The following is a 17,798-nucleotide window of genomic DNA, read 5'->3' as shown; positions in this document are numbered from 1 at the left end:
CGCATTTTTAAGGAGTAAAATTTCAATCAATTTACTGACCTGCTTGTTAAACGACCGGAAAATAGCATATATAGGAATTGCGTTCCTGTCCATGAGCAAAACCGGCTATCTTATAATGAGCATAGATACTTTGAATGTAATTCAAGCCATATCCACCGGAATCAACAGGCGTTGACCGTGCCTGCAGATTATTTTCAACAACAATAAATCGTCCCTCACTCCTCACGACGATAGTAAGAGGCTGCTCTTTTGAAACCACGTTGTGCTTAACGGCATTTTCGACTGCGGTTTGAATGGCCATTGACGGCAACCGGCACTGCAGATGCCCGGTATCTATATGTACATGAAGTACCTGGAGAGCTTCACCAAACCGTACACGCAGCAGGAAGGTGTACTGCTCTGCAAAATCGATCTCTGCCTGGACTGTGGAAAGACTGTCAGGAAACTCATTCAGCACGTACCGGTATACCTTGGAGAGTTTCATCACGAAAGTTTTAGCGGTCTCAGGCTCGCGGGCAATCAGCACGCTTAAAGAGCCAAGCGAATTGAAAAGAAAATGAGGATTAATCTTTTGCTTTAATTTATCAAGCTGCAGCAGCGCATTCTCCTTCTGCTGCTTTTCTGAAGTCAGCAGTAATTTCTGTTTCTCGATCAGGAGAGTTTGCTGCTCGTCTTCAGCCCTTCGTCTTAATTCAAATTCTTTCAGCCATTTCCGCTGACTGTAAATGCCGGTGCCCAATATGACAATAAGAGCAAAAAGACCAAATATTGCAGAATATTTCGATATAGAATTAATTTCATCGCTCACCAGTAAAGTGGGCGTATCTACGACAAATACCCAGGATTTTCCGGCAACGTTAAAAGAGGAGTATTTTCTAACAACAGGAAGCCCTAGAAAATCGGAATGAACGGTATCCATCAGAATCTTTCTTCCGGAGGTTTGCTGCACTAATCTTAGTTCCTGCCTGCTTAAAACCTTCTTTCCAATAAGTTTCTGATCAGGATAAAAAATTGCGGCACCATCCTGGTCTGCTATAAAGGCATAGGACTGACCTTCCGGATCAGCCACTTCCATATACTTCTGCAATTCCCGCATATCCACCTCAAATCCAAGGACAAGAGATTTCCCGGATTGTAAGTTAACTGCTGTTACTCCATAAACCCATCTAACCGATTCGGAGCTTTTAATTAGTTCACTATATGCGCCTTTAGCAGGAATGACATTCAATAACTGGTTGCTTATCTTCTTATCAACGACTGAATGAATACTTTCCGAAGATTGACGGCTTTCAGTATTAATATGTTTTATTTCATCCTTTCCAGTGGAATACCAAATATGATTAACAATAGGGTCGGAGAAAAGTACAGCCTTGAACAAAAAGGGCTGCTTACCGTCTTTCAATTCCTGCTCAGCTACCTGCCGGGCAAGACTGACCTTTTCAATCAACTCATTAAAACGACTGCGGAAAAAAGACTCTTTATTCCTTTGGATTGCGGCAGTATATACTTCGCCAATCGTCTCCGCCGATTTTTCTAACCGCCAGTTGATAAAAAAGGCAACAGCGATAAAAGAAACTACTATAATAACCGCCGGAAGCAGCAGATAACCACGACCTTTCACCTCATTCTTCATCAGGGGCAAAGATACAGGTTTAGAAAGATGTCCACCTCATATCCAATATAAACGGGCATACCACATCAGTCGGTTTACAGTCAGGGGAAATCTGTGCTATTCTTCCGCTGATACGGACTATTTTCCTCTGGCCCCTCACGATACATTTGTAGTGTTGAATTAATATATATATAAACAATGAAAACAATACAGACACCTTCATTAGATCAGGTAAGCGAAAAATCCCGGACAATTCTTGAACAGGTACAAAAGAAACTAGGCAAGGTTCCAAACCTCTACGCAACCATTGGTTACTCCTCATCCGCCTTGCAGGCCATGCTCGATTCAGAGACAGCACTCTCACACGACTCCAGCTTCACAGCTAAAGAACGAGAAGCAATCAATCTCATCGTTTCGCAGGTAAACGATTGTGCCTATTGCCTGGCTGCTCACACCGCTGTTGCCAAAATGAAAGGCTTCACAGAAGAAGATACTATTGCTATCCGGAAGGTTCAGTATGGAGACGAGAAACTGAATACCGTCATTCTGCTTGCACAATCTATTACCGCTAACAAAGGAGCAGCAGAGCGGGCTCTGCTGGACACCTTCTTCGAAGCAGGCTACGATGAAAAAGCTTTAGTTGAACTGATCTCGCTGATCACTTTGCGGAGCTTTACAAATTATGTATTTGTCAATACAAAAGTTCCCGTTGATTTCCCGGCAGCAAAACAACTTTACTGATTTAAAACACTACTCATTCGATTAAAAACATTAAAACGATCAAATCATGTCCAAAACAATTTTTATAACAGGCGCATCCAAAGGATTTGGAAGAATATGGACGAACGCTTTACTGGAAAGAGGCGACAACGTGGTAGCCACCAGCCGCAATATTGATGCTTACAGCGATATTGCAGCCCAATACCCCGGCAGTTTTCTCCCCCTGAAGCTGGATATTACAGATAAGGCAGCGGCAATTGACGCCATACAAAAAGCAAAAAGCCGGTTCGGAACACTGGATGTCGTAATTAACAATGCAGGTTACGGCGTTTTCGGAGCAGTAGAAGAACTCGAAGAAAAAGATGTACGCAATATTCTGGATGCGAACATCCTGGGTACTTTATTTGTCACCCAGGCAGCATTACCCATTCTGCGCGAGCAGGGGCACGGGCATATCATTCAGCTGTCAAGTGTATTAGGCGTATGGTCGTTACCGACCCTCGGCATCTACAATGCCACTAAGTTCGCGGTAGAAGGATTAAGCGAAGCATTGGCCAAAGAAGTAAAAGGCTTCGGCATCCACGTTACCCTGATAGAACCGAATGGTTACAAAACTGATTTCGGTGGAAGCTCAGCCGTGGTAGCCACAGCGAACCCGGCTTATGATACCGTACGCAACGAGCTGTTCCAAACAGAAGGAATGCCTGCCGAACAATACGGAAATCCGCAGGCAACTGCCTCTGCTATCTTAAAACTGATTGACTCAGACAACCCTCCCTTACGCTTATTCCTTGGCAATCTCGGTCTCCGTAAAACCAAACAGGTATACGCTGACCGGCTTGCAGAGTGGGAATCCTGGGATACTGTAGCAGTAGCGGCTCACGGATAAAAGGGTTGAGTCCAAATTGTTAATTTACGACAATGACACAATTCAAAACATTAAGCGAACTTCATCGGGGAAACAGCACTGGAGCTGATCCTCCTGGCATTAATTTCTGAAGCAAAGAACTTATTAAGAAGTGCAGACCAGGGCATTGCAGAAATAGCCTATTTCCCGGGATTCGAAAATACCTCGTATTTCACCAGGCCGTTTAAAAACAGACCGGTATGAAACCGCTGGAATTCAGAAAAAGCGTTTTAGCAAATTAAGGGCATAGATTGTAATGCCGATCCAGGTCTGAACACTTTCTTTACCAGGATATAATAAGTTATTTTATCTTTATCGAAACACCACAAATAACTTATTATATGTTATTTGCTTAATTAGCTGAAATGATAAACCAATTGATGCCCTTATTAAAATTCAGGAGTCCCGGTACTGACCACACCGGGCTAAGAAAGGCGGGAGCAGCCGCTCTTATCCTTTCCTTTAGAACCCTCTGTTTTCTGATGCTTACCCTAACCGCCTCCGCGCAAAACTTAAGTGTGTCGGGCTTGCAGGTGGAACACCAGATTAACCCGATGGCGGTAGAACCTGCCATACCCAGAATGAGCTGGAAACTGGCATCCCCGGGCAAAAACATCTTGCAGCGCAGTTATGAAATCAGGGTGGGTACCGACCGGAATGCCGTCAGGTCGGGGAAGAATTTATACTGGACCAGTAAAAAAAATACAGACCAATCAATATTGGTTGAATATGAAGGTCCCGCTCTAAAACCAGGTCAACGATACTACTGGCAGGTAAGGGTGACCGATAATTATGGACATATATCTCCGTGGAGCCCGCTGCAATTCTGGCAAATGGGGTTAAAACCCTCGAACTGGAAGGCACAGTGGATATCGGTACCAGGTGCTGATACTTCACTCGCCAGCCCGCTTTTCAGGAAAAAATTCACTCTGAGCAAGGCTGTAAAGTCGGCATCAGCATATATCACATCAAGAGGGTTATACGAAGCGTACATTAATGGAACCCGCATCGGGCAAGATTACCTGACGCCGGGATGGACAAGCTATAAAGATCATTTGCAATACCAGGTATACGATGTCACTGCATTGCTCAGTAAGGGGGACAATGTGCTGGCAGCCATGCTGGGAGATGGGTGGTATAAAGGCAGGATAGGGTTCAGTTATCAAAAGGCTTTCTATGGTGATACCCGGGCTCTTTTAATGCAGATGGAAGTAGAGTATACCGATGGCAGCAGAGAAATCTTACTGTCCGATGAAAGCTGGAGGACTGCATTTGGCCCGGTGCTCAGTTCAAATATCTACGATGGCGAAACCTATGATGCCACCAAAGAACGCTCTGGCTGGACAACACCAGCTTACAAAGAAGACGCTGACTGGAAGAAGGTAAGAAAGCTGGACTACGGGTATGACAACCTGATTGGCATGAGCGCCGACGGTGTCAGGAAGCAGGAGAGTATCAAAGCTGTGAAGATATTAAAAACCCCGAAGGGAGAAACCGTTGTGGATTTCGGACAAAACCTGGTGGGTTGGGTAGAGCTTAAAGTCAAAGGGCCTGAAAATACAAAGATCACCTTAAGTCATGCAGAGGTTCTGGACAAGGCAGGATACTTTTACACCGACAACCTGCGGTCGGCTAAACAGCAAAACGTCTATTACCTTAAAGGAAACAAGGAACAGTTCTTCTCTCCGCACTTCAGCTTCCAGGGTTTCCGGTATGCCAGGGTAGAAGGATTTCCCGGCGATTTAAAGCCGGAAGATCTCACGGCCGTGGTCATTCATTCAGATATGGAGCCTGCGGGCTCGTTTAACTCATCTAACCCGCTGCTTAACCAGTTGCAGCATAACATCGCCTGGGGACAGAAAGGAAATTTCGTGGATGTTCCTACCGACTGCCCACAGCGTGATGAACGCCTGGGCTGGACGGGTGATGCACAGGCATTTTATAACACCGCCGCATACAACATGGATGTAAGCGGCTTCTTTACCAAATGGCTTAAAGACGTAAAAGCCGATCAGCATAAAGATGGCAGCATTCCTTTCGTTGTACCCGATGTCCTGACTCCCAACGATGCAGGCTCAGCGGGCTGGGGCGACGTCGTTACCATTATTCCCTGGGGAATGTATCTTACTTACGGTGATAAACGAATACTGGAAACCCAGTACAGCAGTATGAAAGCCTGGGTTGATTTCATTACGTCCAGAAGCAGGCAAAACCTCTGGAATACAGGGTCTCATTTTGGCGACTGGCTGTTTTACCGCCCGGATGATGACAATGACGGCCGCGCGGCGGTGACTGACAAATATCTCATCGCACAGTGTTTCTATACTCATTCCACACAACTGTTGATAAATGCGGCAAAAGTACTGGGGAAGAATGAAGATCACGCAAAGTATTCATCCTTATTAAACGACATAAAAACCGCTTTTGTAAAAGAGTACCTCACTCCAAACGGCAGGCTGGTGTCTTCTACGCAGACCGCTTACGTTCTGGCGCTGCAGTTTGATATGTTACCGGAAAATCTGCGTGCCTCCGCAGCGGAAAGGCTGGTGCAAAATATCCGTGACTACGGGAATCACCTGACCACCGGCTTCCTGGGCACGCCTTATCTTTGCCACGCCCTTACGAAATCCGGATATACGAATGTTGCGTATGACCTGCTGATGCAGGAGACCTACCCCTCATGGTTATACCCTGTAAAGATGGGAGCCACCACTATATGGGAACGCTGGGACGGCATAAAGCCCGACGGCAGCTTCCAAACACCCAGCATGAACTCCTATAACCACTATGCTTACGGTGCAATCGGAGACTGGATGTACCAGAACATCGCCGGGATCCAGGCCGGAGAGCCAGGATATAAAAAGATCATTATAAAACCCATCGCCGGAGGTAAACTTACCCACGCAGAAGGATCATATGAGAGTAGCTATGGCACCATCCGCAGCAAATGGAGAATAGAGAACAATAAGTTTAAACTGACCGTTACCATCCCTCCTAATACGACAGCGGAGGTATTCGTGCCGGATACGCAAGGAAAATCATATAAAAGTTTCCATGTCGGTTCCGGAGAGCATTATTTTGAGGGATAGGTGGGGTCAGTGATGGGAGCTTTTATAACTGCTTTCAATGTTGATCAGGGGATTAAAAAAGGAAATTTCCTTTGCTGGGCCGAATAAAACTGTCCGTAATTCATCAAACATAAAGCAGCAAGGAAATCCGCATTTTCATAATACTGCAATACTATTTGAATGTAAATAAATTAGCCTACATTTGGTTACTAAAAACCTCACACATGAAAAAAAACCTAATTATAATCGTCATGTTCTTGCCATTAGTTGCCCTTTCCCAGAGAAGTGATTCCTCAAAAAACTCAGTACCATTAAAAGATGGTGATATCCAGTACGAAAGAATATACGATTTAGATAGCACAATAAAAAAGGATGAGCTTTATAGCAGAGCAATTCGATGGATGGCTAAAATATTTATTGATTCAAAAGAAGTAATAAGAATCGCAGACAAGGAAAACGGGAATATTGTTGGCAAAGGAAGTTTTGACATTGTTACAAGCAGCTTTTGGGGAATTAAATATCGAATTCAAATGATAACAGATATCACCGTTAAAGATAAAAAATATAAAATCCTGTTTAACCAGTTTGTATATAGGTATTTAAATGAAAAAACTCCTGCAGATCAATATTATCCTCTTAAAAGATACTTGAAACCTCACAGGGATGATGATCACTTATCACTCGGGCATGATAATAAGCTCTTTCGTGAAATAAATATCAAAATTGAAGAATTGATGTCAAGCTTATATAAAGATATGTCATCTAATATATCTGTAAGCGACTTCTAAGTTTATATCAAGCTATACAACTAGTATCTTAAAGCAGCGGAAGCAAACGAGAAGTTCAGTCATATCGCCCCCGAAGAAAACGCTTATATCTCAATGCGCAACTTGATGAGGTATTTCATTTGCCCCTAATTGATGCCTAAGAAAATAGATTTGTCCAGTCTGCAACATTATGCTTTAACAATACAGGAAGACAAGGATATAATAAAAGAGAACCTTGGACAGATTATCTGAAAGAAACCTCTCATGATGTCGACTGGCCTTTTTAAGCTGATCGGGGGAACTAAATGCTGGATACGGTATCCGTCGATGTAGATAATGCAGCTACAATAGCTTCATGCTGGCAGAAATTATATTTGGAAGGCGCAATACTAATCATTCTGATTTATTTCTTAGCATGTAAATTCTACCCGTCTCAGCCCCTCAACGCAAAAGAGCCAGCAATTCCGTTGAACTGCTGGCTCTTGTAGCCCCGGCGGGAATCGAACCCACATCTAGAGTTTAGGAAACGCCTATTCTATCCGTTGAACTACAGGGCCATCCAACTTAACGAATCACACTGCCATTAGCAGCGTTTTCCGCAGGAGTTACAAAAATAAGTTTTCCTTCCGGATTTTCCGACATCAAAATCATTCCTTTTGAAAGAATTCCTTTAATTTCCCTCGGCTCAAGGTTCACCAGGATACTAACCTGCTGACCGACAATAGCCTCAGGCTCGAAATATTCAGCAATACCGGATACCACCGTTCTGGTATCGATGCCGGTATCAATAGTGAGTTTAAGCAGTTTCTTAGTCTTAGCCACTTTCTCTGCGGCGAGAATAGTTCCGACGCGGATGTCCATAGCCGAGAACTGATCATAATTGACATTCTCCTTAGCTGGTGCCGCTTCCACCGGAACCACAGCAACCTCTTTAGCTTTACTTAGCTTCTCCAGTTGCCTTTCGATAACAGCATCCTCCACCTTTTCAAACAGCAATTCAGCTTTATTTAACTGGTGCCCGTCCTGGAACCGAACCTCCTGGTCATACATAAACACCTCAGAAGAAAGATTCAACATAGCGAATATTTTCTTCGAAGCGGTCGGCAGGAACGGCTGAGAAAGCACGCCTAAATGCCCAATAATATGTAAACAGTTTTGTAAAACTTCACGCGTAGCTTCCGAATCAGTTTTAAAGGTTTTCCACGGCTCCTTATCAGTAAGATATTTATTTCCCAACCGGGCTACATCCATCAACTCCGATAAACCCTGACGGAACTTATAATTCTCAATATCCTCACCAATCGCATGGTAGGCCTTTCCGATCTGGTCGTAAAGATCCTTGTCCCGAAGCTCTGCCGAGCCCTCCACTTTTCCCTCATAATACTTATGCATCAGGATCATCACCCGGTTCACAAAGTTACCAAGAATCGCTACCAGTTCATTATTAACCCTAGCCTGGTAATCTTTCCAGGTAAACTCACTATCAGAAGTTTCGGGCAGGATAGAAGTCAGCACATACCTGAGTTCATCCTGTTTTCCCGGAAACTCTTCCAGGTATTCATGGAGCCATACCGCATGGTTGCGGGACGTGGAAAGCTTATCACCTTCCAGGTTCAGGAATTCATTTGCCGGAACATTCTCAGGCAGAATATACTCACCATGCGCATGCAAAATCGAAGGAAAAGTGATACAATGAAATACGATGTTATCCTTACCGATGAAATGGATCAGGCAGGAATTATCTTCCTCGTTCTCCTGACGCTTCCAGTATTTTTGCCAGTCTGTTCCGTTATCCAGGGCCCATTGCTTGGTAGCAGAGATATAACCAATCGGGGCATCAAGCCAAACATAGAGCTTCTTACCCTTAGCCTCCGCCAACGGAACATCAATTCCCCAGTCCAGGTCGCGTGTCATCGAGCGCGGCTGCAGACCGGCTTTCAGCCAGGAACTGCACTGTCCGTATACATTTGGTTTCCATTTGTTTTTCTTTCCTTCAAGCAACCATTCTTCCAGCCAGGGCTGATATTTATCAAGAGGCAGATACCAGTGTTTCGTTGTACGCAGCACAGGAGCCTTACCACTCAACGTAGATTTCGGGTTAATCAGATCAGTCGGGTTCAGTGAGGTACCACATTTTTCGCACTGATCTCCATAAGCACCATCACTCCCGCAATTAGGACAAGTGCCAATGATATACCTGTCGGCCAGGAACTGATCATACTCTTCATCGTAATACTGCTCAGATTCCTTCTCCAAAAACTCCCCTTTCTCATACAGGTTAAGGAAAAACTCCTGGGAAAGATCATGGTGAATAGGAGAAGACGTACGATGGTAAATATCAAATGCAATACCGAACTGCTCAAAGCTCTCCTTTATCTGCTCATGATATTTGTCAATGATCTGCTGTGGCGTGATCCCCTCCTTCTTTGCCCTGATAGTAATAGCGGCACCGTGTTCATCAGATCCACAAACCCAAACCACATCCTTCCCGCGCAGCCTCATGTGCCTTACAAAAATATCAGCAGGAATATAGGCCCCTGCAAGGTGACCAATATGAAGCGGCCCGTTTGCATAAGGCAACGCCGAAGTAACAGTATATCGTTTAAAATTATCTAATTCAGACATTCAAAATAGATTGTGATAACCCGGCAAAGATACTGATTGAGCTTGAAAAAAAACTCTTAACTTTCGCCCTTTAAACTTTTACTACTGATGATTGCACCCCCATATCTGAAAAAAGGCGATAAGATTGCGATAACCTGCCCCGGAAAAAGCTTACCTTCAGATATCAACAGCGCCATTCAACTCCTCGAGTCCTGGGGGCTGGAAGTTGTGCTCGGAGAAACAGTAACTGCGTCCTATCATCAGTTTGCCGGTCCCGACGAATTACGCGCAAAAGACATGCAACGTTTTCTGGACGACGATTCAATCAAAGCAATCATCGCAGCCAGGGGAGGATACGGAACCATTCGTATAATAGACACACTCGACTTCACACATTTCAGACAAAACCCTAAGTGGGTAGTGGGTTTCAGTGACATTACAGTGCTCCATAGCCATATTCACGCCACCTGCGGCATACAAACCATCCATGGCCACATGCCGCTGAACGTACCAGATGCCACTAAGCCGTCCCTGGAATCCCTGCGTAAAGCTCTATTCGGTGATCCTCTTCACTACGAGTTCCAGAGTACAGTTCCCGGCCGCAGTGGAGATGCAGAAGGAATTCTAATAGGAGGAAACTTAACCTTACTGGTCATGATGACCGGTTCCGTCTCTGAAATGGACTTTACCGATAAGATCCTTTTTATAGAAGACGTAGGCGAATATCTTTACTCCGTAGACCGCATGCTCTGGCAACTTAAACGAGCCGGCAAGCTAGCAAAGCTGAAAGGACTGATAGTAGGAGCTTTTACCGACATGAAAGACAACGATATCCCATTTGGAGAAACGGTCAGGGATATCGTCATGAATATGGTGGAGGGATATGATTATCCTGTGTGCTTCGATTTCCCGGCAGGGCATATTGAGAATAATTATGCGCTTAATTTTGGCCGGAAACTTCACCTAAGCACAATAACTCAAAGGGCTAAATCATTATTACATTTTAGCAGTTCAAATGCCATACATTTTATTTGATAGTTCTAATCTACTTTGATCAAATAATCTGTAAGCGGCAGCCGTTTTAATGAGTTATATCTATTTTAATTTACCCTTAACCTCCCATTAGTTGATGCTTTCTCTTTTCCATATAGGAGGGATACCATTCCCATCTTGTTCGTATTGTTAAAAAGGTTTTAGTTCCTCAATATCGATGAAATTCTTTCGGGACATAAAGGCGGTGGGTACTAACGGCTTCTATCTCAGATACCGATTAAAGTACTTTTCTACAGTTACTGCTTCAATATCTTTTCCTTTCGGAAATGACCTGGGTACTCAGGAAAATATCCATTTCATGTGGTGGTCAAGCAACAGCGCCTCTGGCTTCCGTACCATTAATGATTTCGAGATAAATGCAAAAGACTGTTATCTATCATCCTTTTGCAGAACTAGTCTGTTTGATGGCCGGCTTGGATATGTCAGCCTTATATCCAGAATGCGGACGGTACAAGATAGAATAAACCTCAAACCGTCATACCTATATGGAAAAGGCCCCACAAAGAAGAATATAGCAAAGCTAGAAGAGAAGATAGGAAGATGTCCTACAAAGTCGATCAGTACCGGACAATTAAAGTCAATCATACATTGAAGACTTTAACGGAAAGAAAAGTTAATAAGTAAAGAAGGTATCTTCCTTCGAAAAACCAGAACTATAGAGCCCGAAGTATTATTTAGTCAGCTAAAAGGAATAATCTGCTCAGACTACGTACACTTTATAACCTAAACATGAGTTCGGACTAGCAGCTATAGCGCATAACTTAAGAAAAATGACAGCAAAGCTCATAAAAGTCCTGTCAATCAACCTGAATCGTTAGTATAAACTACTATCAACACAGTTTATCCAGTTTCAACCATCATTAGCATAAATTGAAAATCTACTGATAAGATTTTCAACTATCCTGTAAAGCAAAGAGGGTGCCTTTTTGGGCACCCTCTTCAACAGCAATAAAAAGTTTTACTCTGTATCCGTCCACTGAGTTCTTCTATGCCCTTTTACAATATAGGTCGCACCATCCACGGTAGTACTATATTTAATATAAATACTATCTGCGACGGCGCCACTTGGCAACTTAACCGCATCTAGGATTACCTTGCCTTCTATTATATTAAAAGTAGTTCCTGCCTTTGCTTGGTTCGATATATTCTGACCAATAAACGCTTTCTCACTTAAATTTACATCCACTTTACCAAGCAGAGCCACAGCTTGGGTTGTACCTAATTTAACCCAAGCTTTATCGGCGTCATTGTTAGTGGTGTTGTAAGTCCTAAGGGCAAACAGTGATCCTGCCTTATTAGCAGGAGTAGCACCAAATGCATTCCCGCTTGCGTCATATACGTGAGATAGCCATTCACCCGACATAGGATAGATTGCACTATTCTCTACCTCCTGGTCTGAATAAGTATCGCACCCGCTAGAGGTAAAAACGACAGCGACAAACAGGATATATATTAAATTTCTAGCCTTCATATTTCTCATTTTAACTAAACAATTAATTTTGATTCGCTTCCTTGTGCCACCACATAGGCGTAGTAATAGGAACTACAGACGGAGTATTGGGATTATAGTCACTTGATCTTTTGGGAAACAACAGCCTTCTTGGAAGCTTGCCTGCAGCCAATACTGAATTCACGGCTATAGTGTACTCACCTGGCACATATTCGTCATCTTCTGTATCCACATTACTTATTAGAGGATAGCCTGTCCTATTCTGATCAAAGAAAGAATCCCAAGCTTGGCTACGGGCAGCTGCAACCCACTTCTGTGTTATAATTTGCTCCAGCATTCCTCCCAAACCTGCAGTAGAGTGAAACTCATATTTTCCGCCTGAGGCTAAGAAAGGTGCGGCATTTAATGGAAGTGAAGCAGAATTCCATCTCTCAAACGCTAATGTTACTCCTCTGTCGTAATTAGTTTTGGCTTCACTAACATTTCCCAACCTCGCGTATGCTTCAGCCTTTAAAAATGCTACTTCTGCTGCTGACATAAAGAAAACTGGATCAGTTGGCTTAATTACAGCTCTTGAGGTCTGAGAAATATCCTCATTCGCCAAATAATCTCCTTGCTCAAGCCCATAATATTCCGGCCAAGGCTCTCCAGTCTCTTCATCTACCACAATTTTTCCAGTTTCCGGATCTATAGTTGATGATAAAATAGTCTTCTCATAAAAAGCACCAATTCTGGGATCCTGATTCGCTAAAAGATATTTCAATAGCGTATTGCTAGCCCGCATGTTGCCAGCGTTATTAAGTTTCCGCCTGTCTTGTTCATACAAGGGATTCGATTTATTCTCCGCATCAATAAAGACGTCCATCTTTGCATCGGCTGCCAAAAGGTTATCCCCTAACAAAGTAGTAATTGCAGCCTGATTCGTGGAAAAATCCCTCATTAAAATCTTCAATTTCAAAGATTTGGCAAAAGCAACCCAATTTTCAATATCACCATTGAAAATAAAATCCTCCTTACCCATGGGGTCTAACGCGCTGGCTTGTGAAGCCTTTGATATAGCATCATCAAGCATAGAGATTATTATTCCGTTAACAACCTTGCTATCATCAAATTTTGGCTGAGGATAAGTGGCAAAATCTAATCCTTCTTTAACGGGTATTGCGCCATAAAAATCATTCAGAATGTGATAATCAAACGCTGCCATTACCTCGGCTGCCAAATAATAATGCCATTCTCCTTTTGCAGAAGCCCTCTGCATAGCCAATTTTAAGTCACTCAATGCACCAGACCACATATTACTCCAGGTGTCATTATAACTTGAGATCGTAAGGTTATATTGATCAAGTGTTCTATACTGACTCGCATTATTATTTTGCGTATAATGCTGTGACCAAAAACCACCTATTAACTGGAAGTCCCCACCCACACGGGACGCTGAGTAAGCGAGGCCGGATGGCAGCAGAAACTTAGCTTCAGTATCCTTTAAATAGTTAGGATCGTTATCGTTTATATCAAGAGCCTTTTTACATGCCGTTCCAGATAACAGCAGAAGTAAAACAGACGCATAAATCTTTATTTTTTTCATTTCTTTTTTCCTATCTTATTAATTGACTAGAAAGTTACTCTTAAGCTTGCACCGATGCTTCTCATAGTAGGGCCGGCAGCAAATTCACCAAATTCCGAAGCAATATCGTTACCATAATTAGTTCCTTCCGGATCAACAAATGTATTCGATTTCGGCGTAAACATGAGAAGATTTCTTCCGATCAAACTCACATCAACATTAGATAATCTTGCCTTTGACACCAGGCTTTTAGGTAACGAGTAGGTCAATACTACTTCACGCAGTTTCAAATAATCACGGTCAATTATGTAATCACGGTATCTTGCCTGATTGGTATTCCCATACCAGTAAGAATACATTCCAGTTGTAGAAATCTGAATATTATTTTCTACGTATGAAGTAACGCCGTTTGTTGTAACTTCCCTAACAGAGTTAGGTACAACAAAGGGCTGACGCATGTTATAAGTGGTTTCCATGGTATTTCCAACAAAGGCATTAAGTTGTTTTGTATAGGAATACATTTGACCACCCTTACGCCAATCAATGGTTAAGCCAAGGGAGAAATTCTTATATTTAAGATTATTATTAAATCCTAAGATGAAATCTGGATTGGAGCTACCATAGTCTTCCTTATCATTAGGATCAATAGACTCATAGCCGTTCGAGCCGACAATTATCTTTCCCGCATCAGGGCCACTTTCAACTCTTCTGATTTTAGGCACCCTGTAAATTCCGAGAGGCTCGCCAACTCGCGCAACGTAATCAATTGAATATGCATTCTCAATTACTATTTCTTTGGCATTACCATATAATTTCAGAACCTTGCTTTTGTTCTTAGTGAAATTAGTCACAAAGGTCCACTGAAAATCCTTTGTCTTAACAGGAATAAGAGTAAGCAACGCCTCAAAACCTTTATTCTGGATATTACCAATGTTCAGTGTTTGCGTTGTAAAACCAGCTTCGGGAGCAATGGAAGCTCTAACTATCTGATCCTTTGTTTTCCTGTTATAATAAGAGAAATCTAATCCAATACGGCTGTTAATCCAACGTGTATCTAAACCTAATTCCCATTCAGTGGTGATTTCCGGCTTCAAATTCTCATTTCCTAGATTATTGCTTTGAGTTAAACCTAACACACCCTGTAAAGGCGTATAAATATCACCAAAAGGAAGTGCTGGTTTTGAAGGAATAAATGGAGTACCTACGCGATAAGGATCTGCATCATTTCCTGTTTGTCCCCATGCAGCACGAACCTTTAAGTAACTCAACTTTTCAGATTGTAAATCCTTAAACGCGTCAGTAAATACAAATGAAGTATTAGCTCCCCAATAGAAATAACTTCTGTTATTCTTTGGCAAGGTAGACGACCAGTCGTTTCTTAATGACACATTGGCGAACCAATAATCTTTGAATCCGAAATCTAGACTTCCGAAAACGGCCATTAGTCTTCTACGATTTATCAAAGATTCAGAAATCGGCTCAGATGTACTTTTGTTCTGCAAACTGTACCAATTGGGTACATTTAAGCCCGAAACATATGAATTGAGAAATTCATATTTCCTTTGGTTATAGTTATAACCGACTACTCCGCCTAAAGAAATATCTTCATTTAATTTATAGTCTCCCTGCAGCAAAAGATTAGCATCTATTTGACCATCTTTCCTGAAGTTTTCACCATACCGGCCTACAGTTGGCGCCTTTTCCCATACAGTTGAAAAAGATCCCGGAGTAAAGTTGACAAGTGCTCCCCAATCCTTAAGCTTAGTATTATTGAAATCACCTCCTAAACGACCTATTGCCCTGGTGTTTTTAAATACTTCGTAAGATAGTTCAAGCTTTCCAAAGATCCGGTCATCCTGAAGACGACTTCCATTCTCATTTACAATGAAATAAGGATTTTCCGCGTAAGCGGTGAAATAATTATCTACATTATTATAGACATTCTTATAATCTTTAAGCTGACTAATAGGAATATCTACAGGAATCTGAATGAGCTCCTGGTATAAAGTAGCACCACCATCACTTGTGCCCTGTCCGGAGAAAACAGCATTCATATCTCTTCTGATATAATTTACGCTATAGTCTGCCTTAAATTTTCCGTAATCAGAATTTCCACGTAAAGAGAAGTTATTTCTCGCGTATTTATCTGCATCTGTAGGAACAACTCCATTTTGAGTAGTGTTGGAATAAGAGAACATTAAAGAATTATGATCTCCACCTCCTGATATCGTAACAGAATTTTGAATATCAGAACCAGTGTCGTAGAAGTCACGGATATTGTCCTCAACATAAGAATAGGGCTTCTGTCTGCGAACGCCGTTTACTTCTGTGCCCCAATCTCTTACTATTCCATCAAATTTAGGGCCCCAGGAGCCATTTTCTTCGTAAGCCTGATAAGGCCAGCCCTGACCAAAGATATTCTGAGTTTGAGGTACCCGTAAAACATTGCTTAAGTTGAATGCTCCTGTATAAGTTACGTTCAACTTCTGATTTTGCTTACCCCTCTTTGTCGTAATCATGATAACACCATGAGCAGCCCTTGATCCATATAAAGCAGTAGCTGAGGCACCTTTGAGGATAGACATCGATTCAATGTCCTCAGGGTTAAAATCATTAGCCTGGTTCCCGAAATCCATCGATCTTGAGAACTGGCTTTCGGTACTTCCTGTAAAAGCGTTATTCAACGTATTATTATTAACAGGAACTCCATCAACTACATACAAGGGGTTATTTCCTCCTGAAAATGACGAAACACCTCTGATCACAACTTTAGTGGATCCACCTGGCGCACCAGAGTTTGAAATTGAAACACCAGCAACCTTTCCCTGGACACCACTCATAGCATTAGCGTTTCTTGCAGCTGTTAAATCCTCGGCTTTAACAGTAGAAGCGGCATAACCAATTGCCTTTTGCTGCCTTGATAAACCTAAAGCTGTCACTACAACCTCTGTAAGTTGATTCGCGTCCCCGCTTAGCGTTACATTAAGGACACTTCTCGCACCAACCGCATTTTCTTGTGTTCCATATCCGATGTACGTAAATACCAAAACAGCATTGTTTCCAGGAACCTTAATAGAAAACTGTCCGTTTGCACCGGTTTGAGTACCTGTTGTTGTACCCTTTACTCTTACACTTACCCCCGGGAGAGGCAAGCCATCGTCTTTACCCTTTACCGTACCGGTCACGGTACGTTCTTGCGCCATGGCACACGTAGCCAGCAGCAACAAGATGAATAAACTTGATAAAAGTTTTTTCATATGTTCTTTCTAAATTAATGATTAAAGTATAAAGTTGGGGAGTTTATTCCATTTTTCAAATTTTTATTTGCTTTTTTTTAAAAGAAATATAAAAAGGAGTCATTTTAAGAACAAAAACATGCTATTGTGATACAATAATTACAGTTCTCAAAGTCTTTTATGAAAATGAATTTTACCACCACATCCGGGTTCGACTATCCTAAGATATGGAAAGTTGATCACATTTGAAAGCATCTAAAGACTTTATCTTTTAAAGATAAATACCTAAAGAAGCTCAAAATTGCACTTGATCCTCTTGTGATGAATCTATTCTTTTTAATCGGCAAGAAAACAAATATTAATTTTTATAATACTATGTATTGCATAATACCAAACAAAACATATATCTTTGTATCATGATAGTAGAGAACACTCAAACCCAAATGAGGAAAGGGATACTCGAGTACTGTATCCTTGCTGTTATCTCGCGGGGCGAGATATATGCCTCAGACATAATCAGTGAGCTGAAGAAGGCGCAGCTCCTGGTGGTGGAGGGAACATTATACCCATTGCTGACACGGCTGAAAAATAACGGCCTTCTCAGCTACAACTGGGTAGAATCGACATCCGGTCCGCCGCGTAAATATTATAAGCTTACTGAAGCCGGAGCCGAAGTTTTTAAACAACTCGATAAAACCTGGGAAGAGCTCGTATACGCAGTCGATATTTCCACTGGCCGGAAAGAATCCGGTAACGATACATTGAAACAGAACGGCTAAACGCTAAAGCGATAAAAAACACAGAATAAATTAAGATA

Annotated in this window: 11 protein-coding genes and 1 tRNA gene; 6 read left to right on the top strand and 6 right to left on the bottom strand. The window is 42.3% G+C overall.

What is annotated here, in order from left to right:
- Positions 1-46 precede the first annotated feature (46 nt).
- Positions 47-1,633: a histidine kinase gene (locus tag DDR33_RS02125; protein ID WP_109414094.1), complete on the bottom strand. Its 1,587-nt coding sequence runs from the start codon at positions 1,631-1,633 to the stop codon at positions 47-49.
- Between the two features lie 177 nt (positions 1,634-1,810).
- On the opposite strand from DDR33_RS02125, the gene DDR33_RS02120 reads away from it, so the two are divergent.
- The 4 genes from DDR33_RS02120 to DDR33_RS02100 all read left to right on the top strand — a co-directional run bounded on the left by DDR33_RS02120 (position 1,811) and on the right by DDR33_RS02100 (position 7,095).
- Positions 1,811-2,353: a carboxymuconolactone decarboxylase family protein gene (locus DDR33_RS02120; protein ID WP_109414093.1), complete on the top strand. Its 543-nt coding sequence runs from the start codon at positions 1,811-1,813 to the stop codon at positions 2,351-2,353.
- A gap of 46 nt (positions 2,354-2,399) precedes the next feature.
- Entirely contained in the window at positions 2,400-3,221 is an 822-nt protein-coding gene (locus DDR33_RS02115) for an SDR family NAD(P)-dependent oxidoreductase (RefSeq protein WP_109414092.1), read from the top strand.
- 383 nt (positions 3,222-3,604) lie between these two features.
- Entirely contained in the window at positions 3,605-6,328 is a 2,724-nt protein-coding gene (locus tag DDR33_RS02105) for a glycoside hydrolase family 78 protein (RefSeq protein WP_238387625.1), read from the top strand.
- A gap of 203 nt (positions 6,329-6,531) precedes the next feature.
- Entirely contained in the window at positions 6,532-7,095 is a 564-nt protein-coding gene (locus DDR33_RS02100) for a DUF4468 domain-containing protein (RefSeq protein ID WP_109414091.1), read from the top strand.
- Between the two features lie 464 nt (positions 7,096-7,559).
- On the opposite strand, the gene DDR33_RS02095 is transcribed toward DDR33_RS02100, so the two are convergent.
- Both DDR33_RS02095 and metG read right to left on the bottom strand, forming a co-directional pair.
- Positions 7,560-7,631 (bottom strand) — tRNA-Arg (locus tag DDR33_RS02095).
- 7 nt (positions 7,632-7,638) lie between these two features.
- On the bottom strand, positions 7,639-9,699 hold the full coding sequence (gene metG / locus DDR33_RS02090; RefSeq protein ID WP_109414090.1) for a methionine--tRNA ligase: 2,061 nt from the start codon (positions 9,697-9,699) through the stop codon (positions 7,639-7,641).
- Positions 9,700-9,786: 87 nt separating this feature from the next.
- On the opposite strand from metG, the gene DDR33_RS02085 reads away from it, so the two are divergent.
- Positions 9,787-10,713 carry a S66 peptidase family protein gene (locus DDR33_RS02085; protein WP_109414089.1) on the top strand — a complete coding sequence of 309 codons (927 nt, stop codon included), beginning with the start codon at positions 9,787-9,789 and terminating at the stop codon, positions 10,711-10,713.
- A 976-nt stretch (positions 10,714-11,689) separates the two neighbouring features.
- Here the strand turns inward: DDR33_RS02085 and DDR33_RS02075 are convergent.
- The 3 genes from DDR33_RS02075 to DDR33_RS02065 are packed head-to-tail and all read right to left on the bottom strand — an operon-like array spanning position 11,690 to position 17,002.
- Complete coding sequence (locus DDR33_RS02075; protein WP_158280611.1) at positions 11,690-12,202, bottom strand: lipid-binding protein; 513 nt, start codon at positions 12,200-12,202, stop codon at positions 11,690-11,692.
- A 22-nt stretch (positions 12,203-12,224) separates the two neighbouring features.
- Entirely contained in the window at positions 12,225-13,766 is a 1,542-nt protein-coding gene (locus DDR33_RS02070) for a SusD/RagB family nutrient-binding outer membrane lipoprotein (RefSeq protein WP_109414086.1), read from the bottom strand.
- 26 nt (positions 13,767-13,792) lie between these two features.
- Entirely contained in the window at positions 13,793-17,002 is a 3,210-nt protein-coding gene (locus DDR33_RS02065) for a SusC/RagA family TonB-linked outer membrane protein (RefSeq protein WP_109414085.1), read from the bottom strand.
- Positions 17,003-17,397: 395 nt separating this feature from the next.
- Between DDR33_RS02065 and DDR33_RS02060 the strand changes: the two genes are divergently transcribed.
- Positions 17,398-17,760 carry a PadR family transcriptional regulator gene (locus DDR33_RS02060; RefSeq protein WP_109414084.1) on the top strand — a complete coding sequence of 121 codons (363 nt, stop codon included), beginning with the start codon at positions 17,398-17,400 and terminating at the stop codon, positions 17,758-17,760.
- Positions 17,761-17,798 lie beyond the last annotated feature (38 nt).

It is taken from the genome of Pararcticibacter amylolyticus (genome assembly GCF_003130405.1).
GTDB classification, from domain to species: Bacteria; Bacteroidota; Bacteroidia; order Sphingobacteriales; family Sphingobacteriaceae; genus Arcticibacter; species Arcticibacter amylolyticus.
The sequence above is the reverse complement of the archived record's forward strand: the minus strand, read 5'-3'. Positions and strand labels throughout refer to the sequence as shown.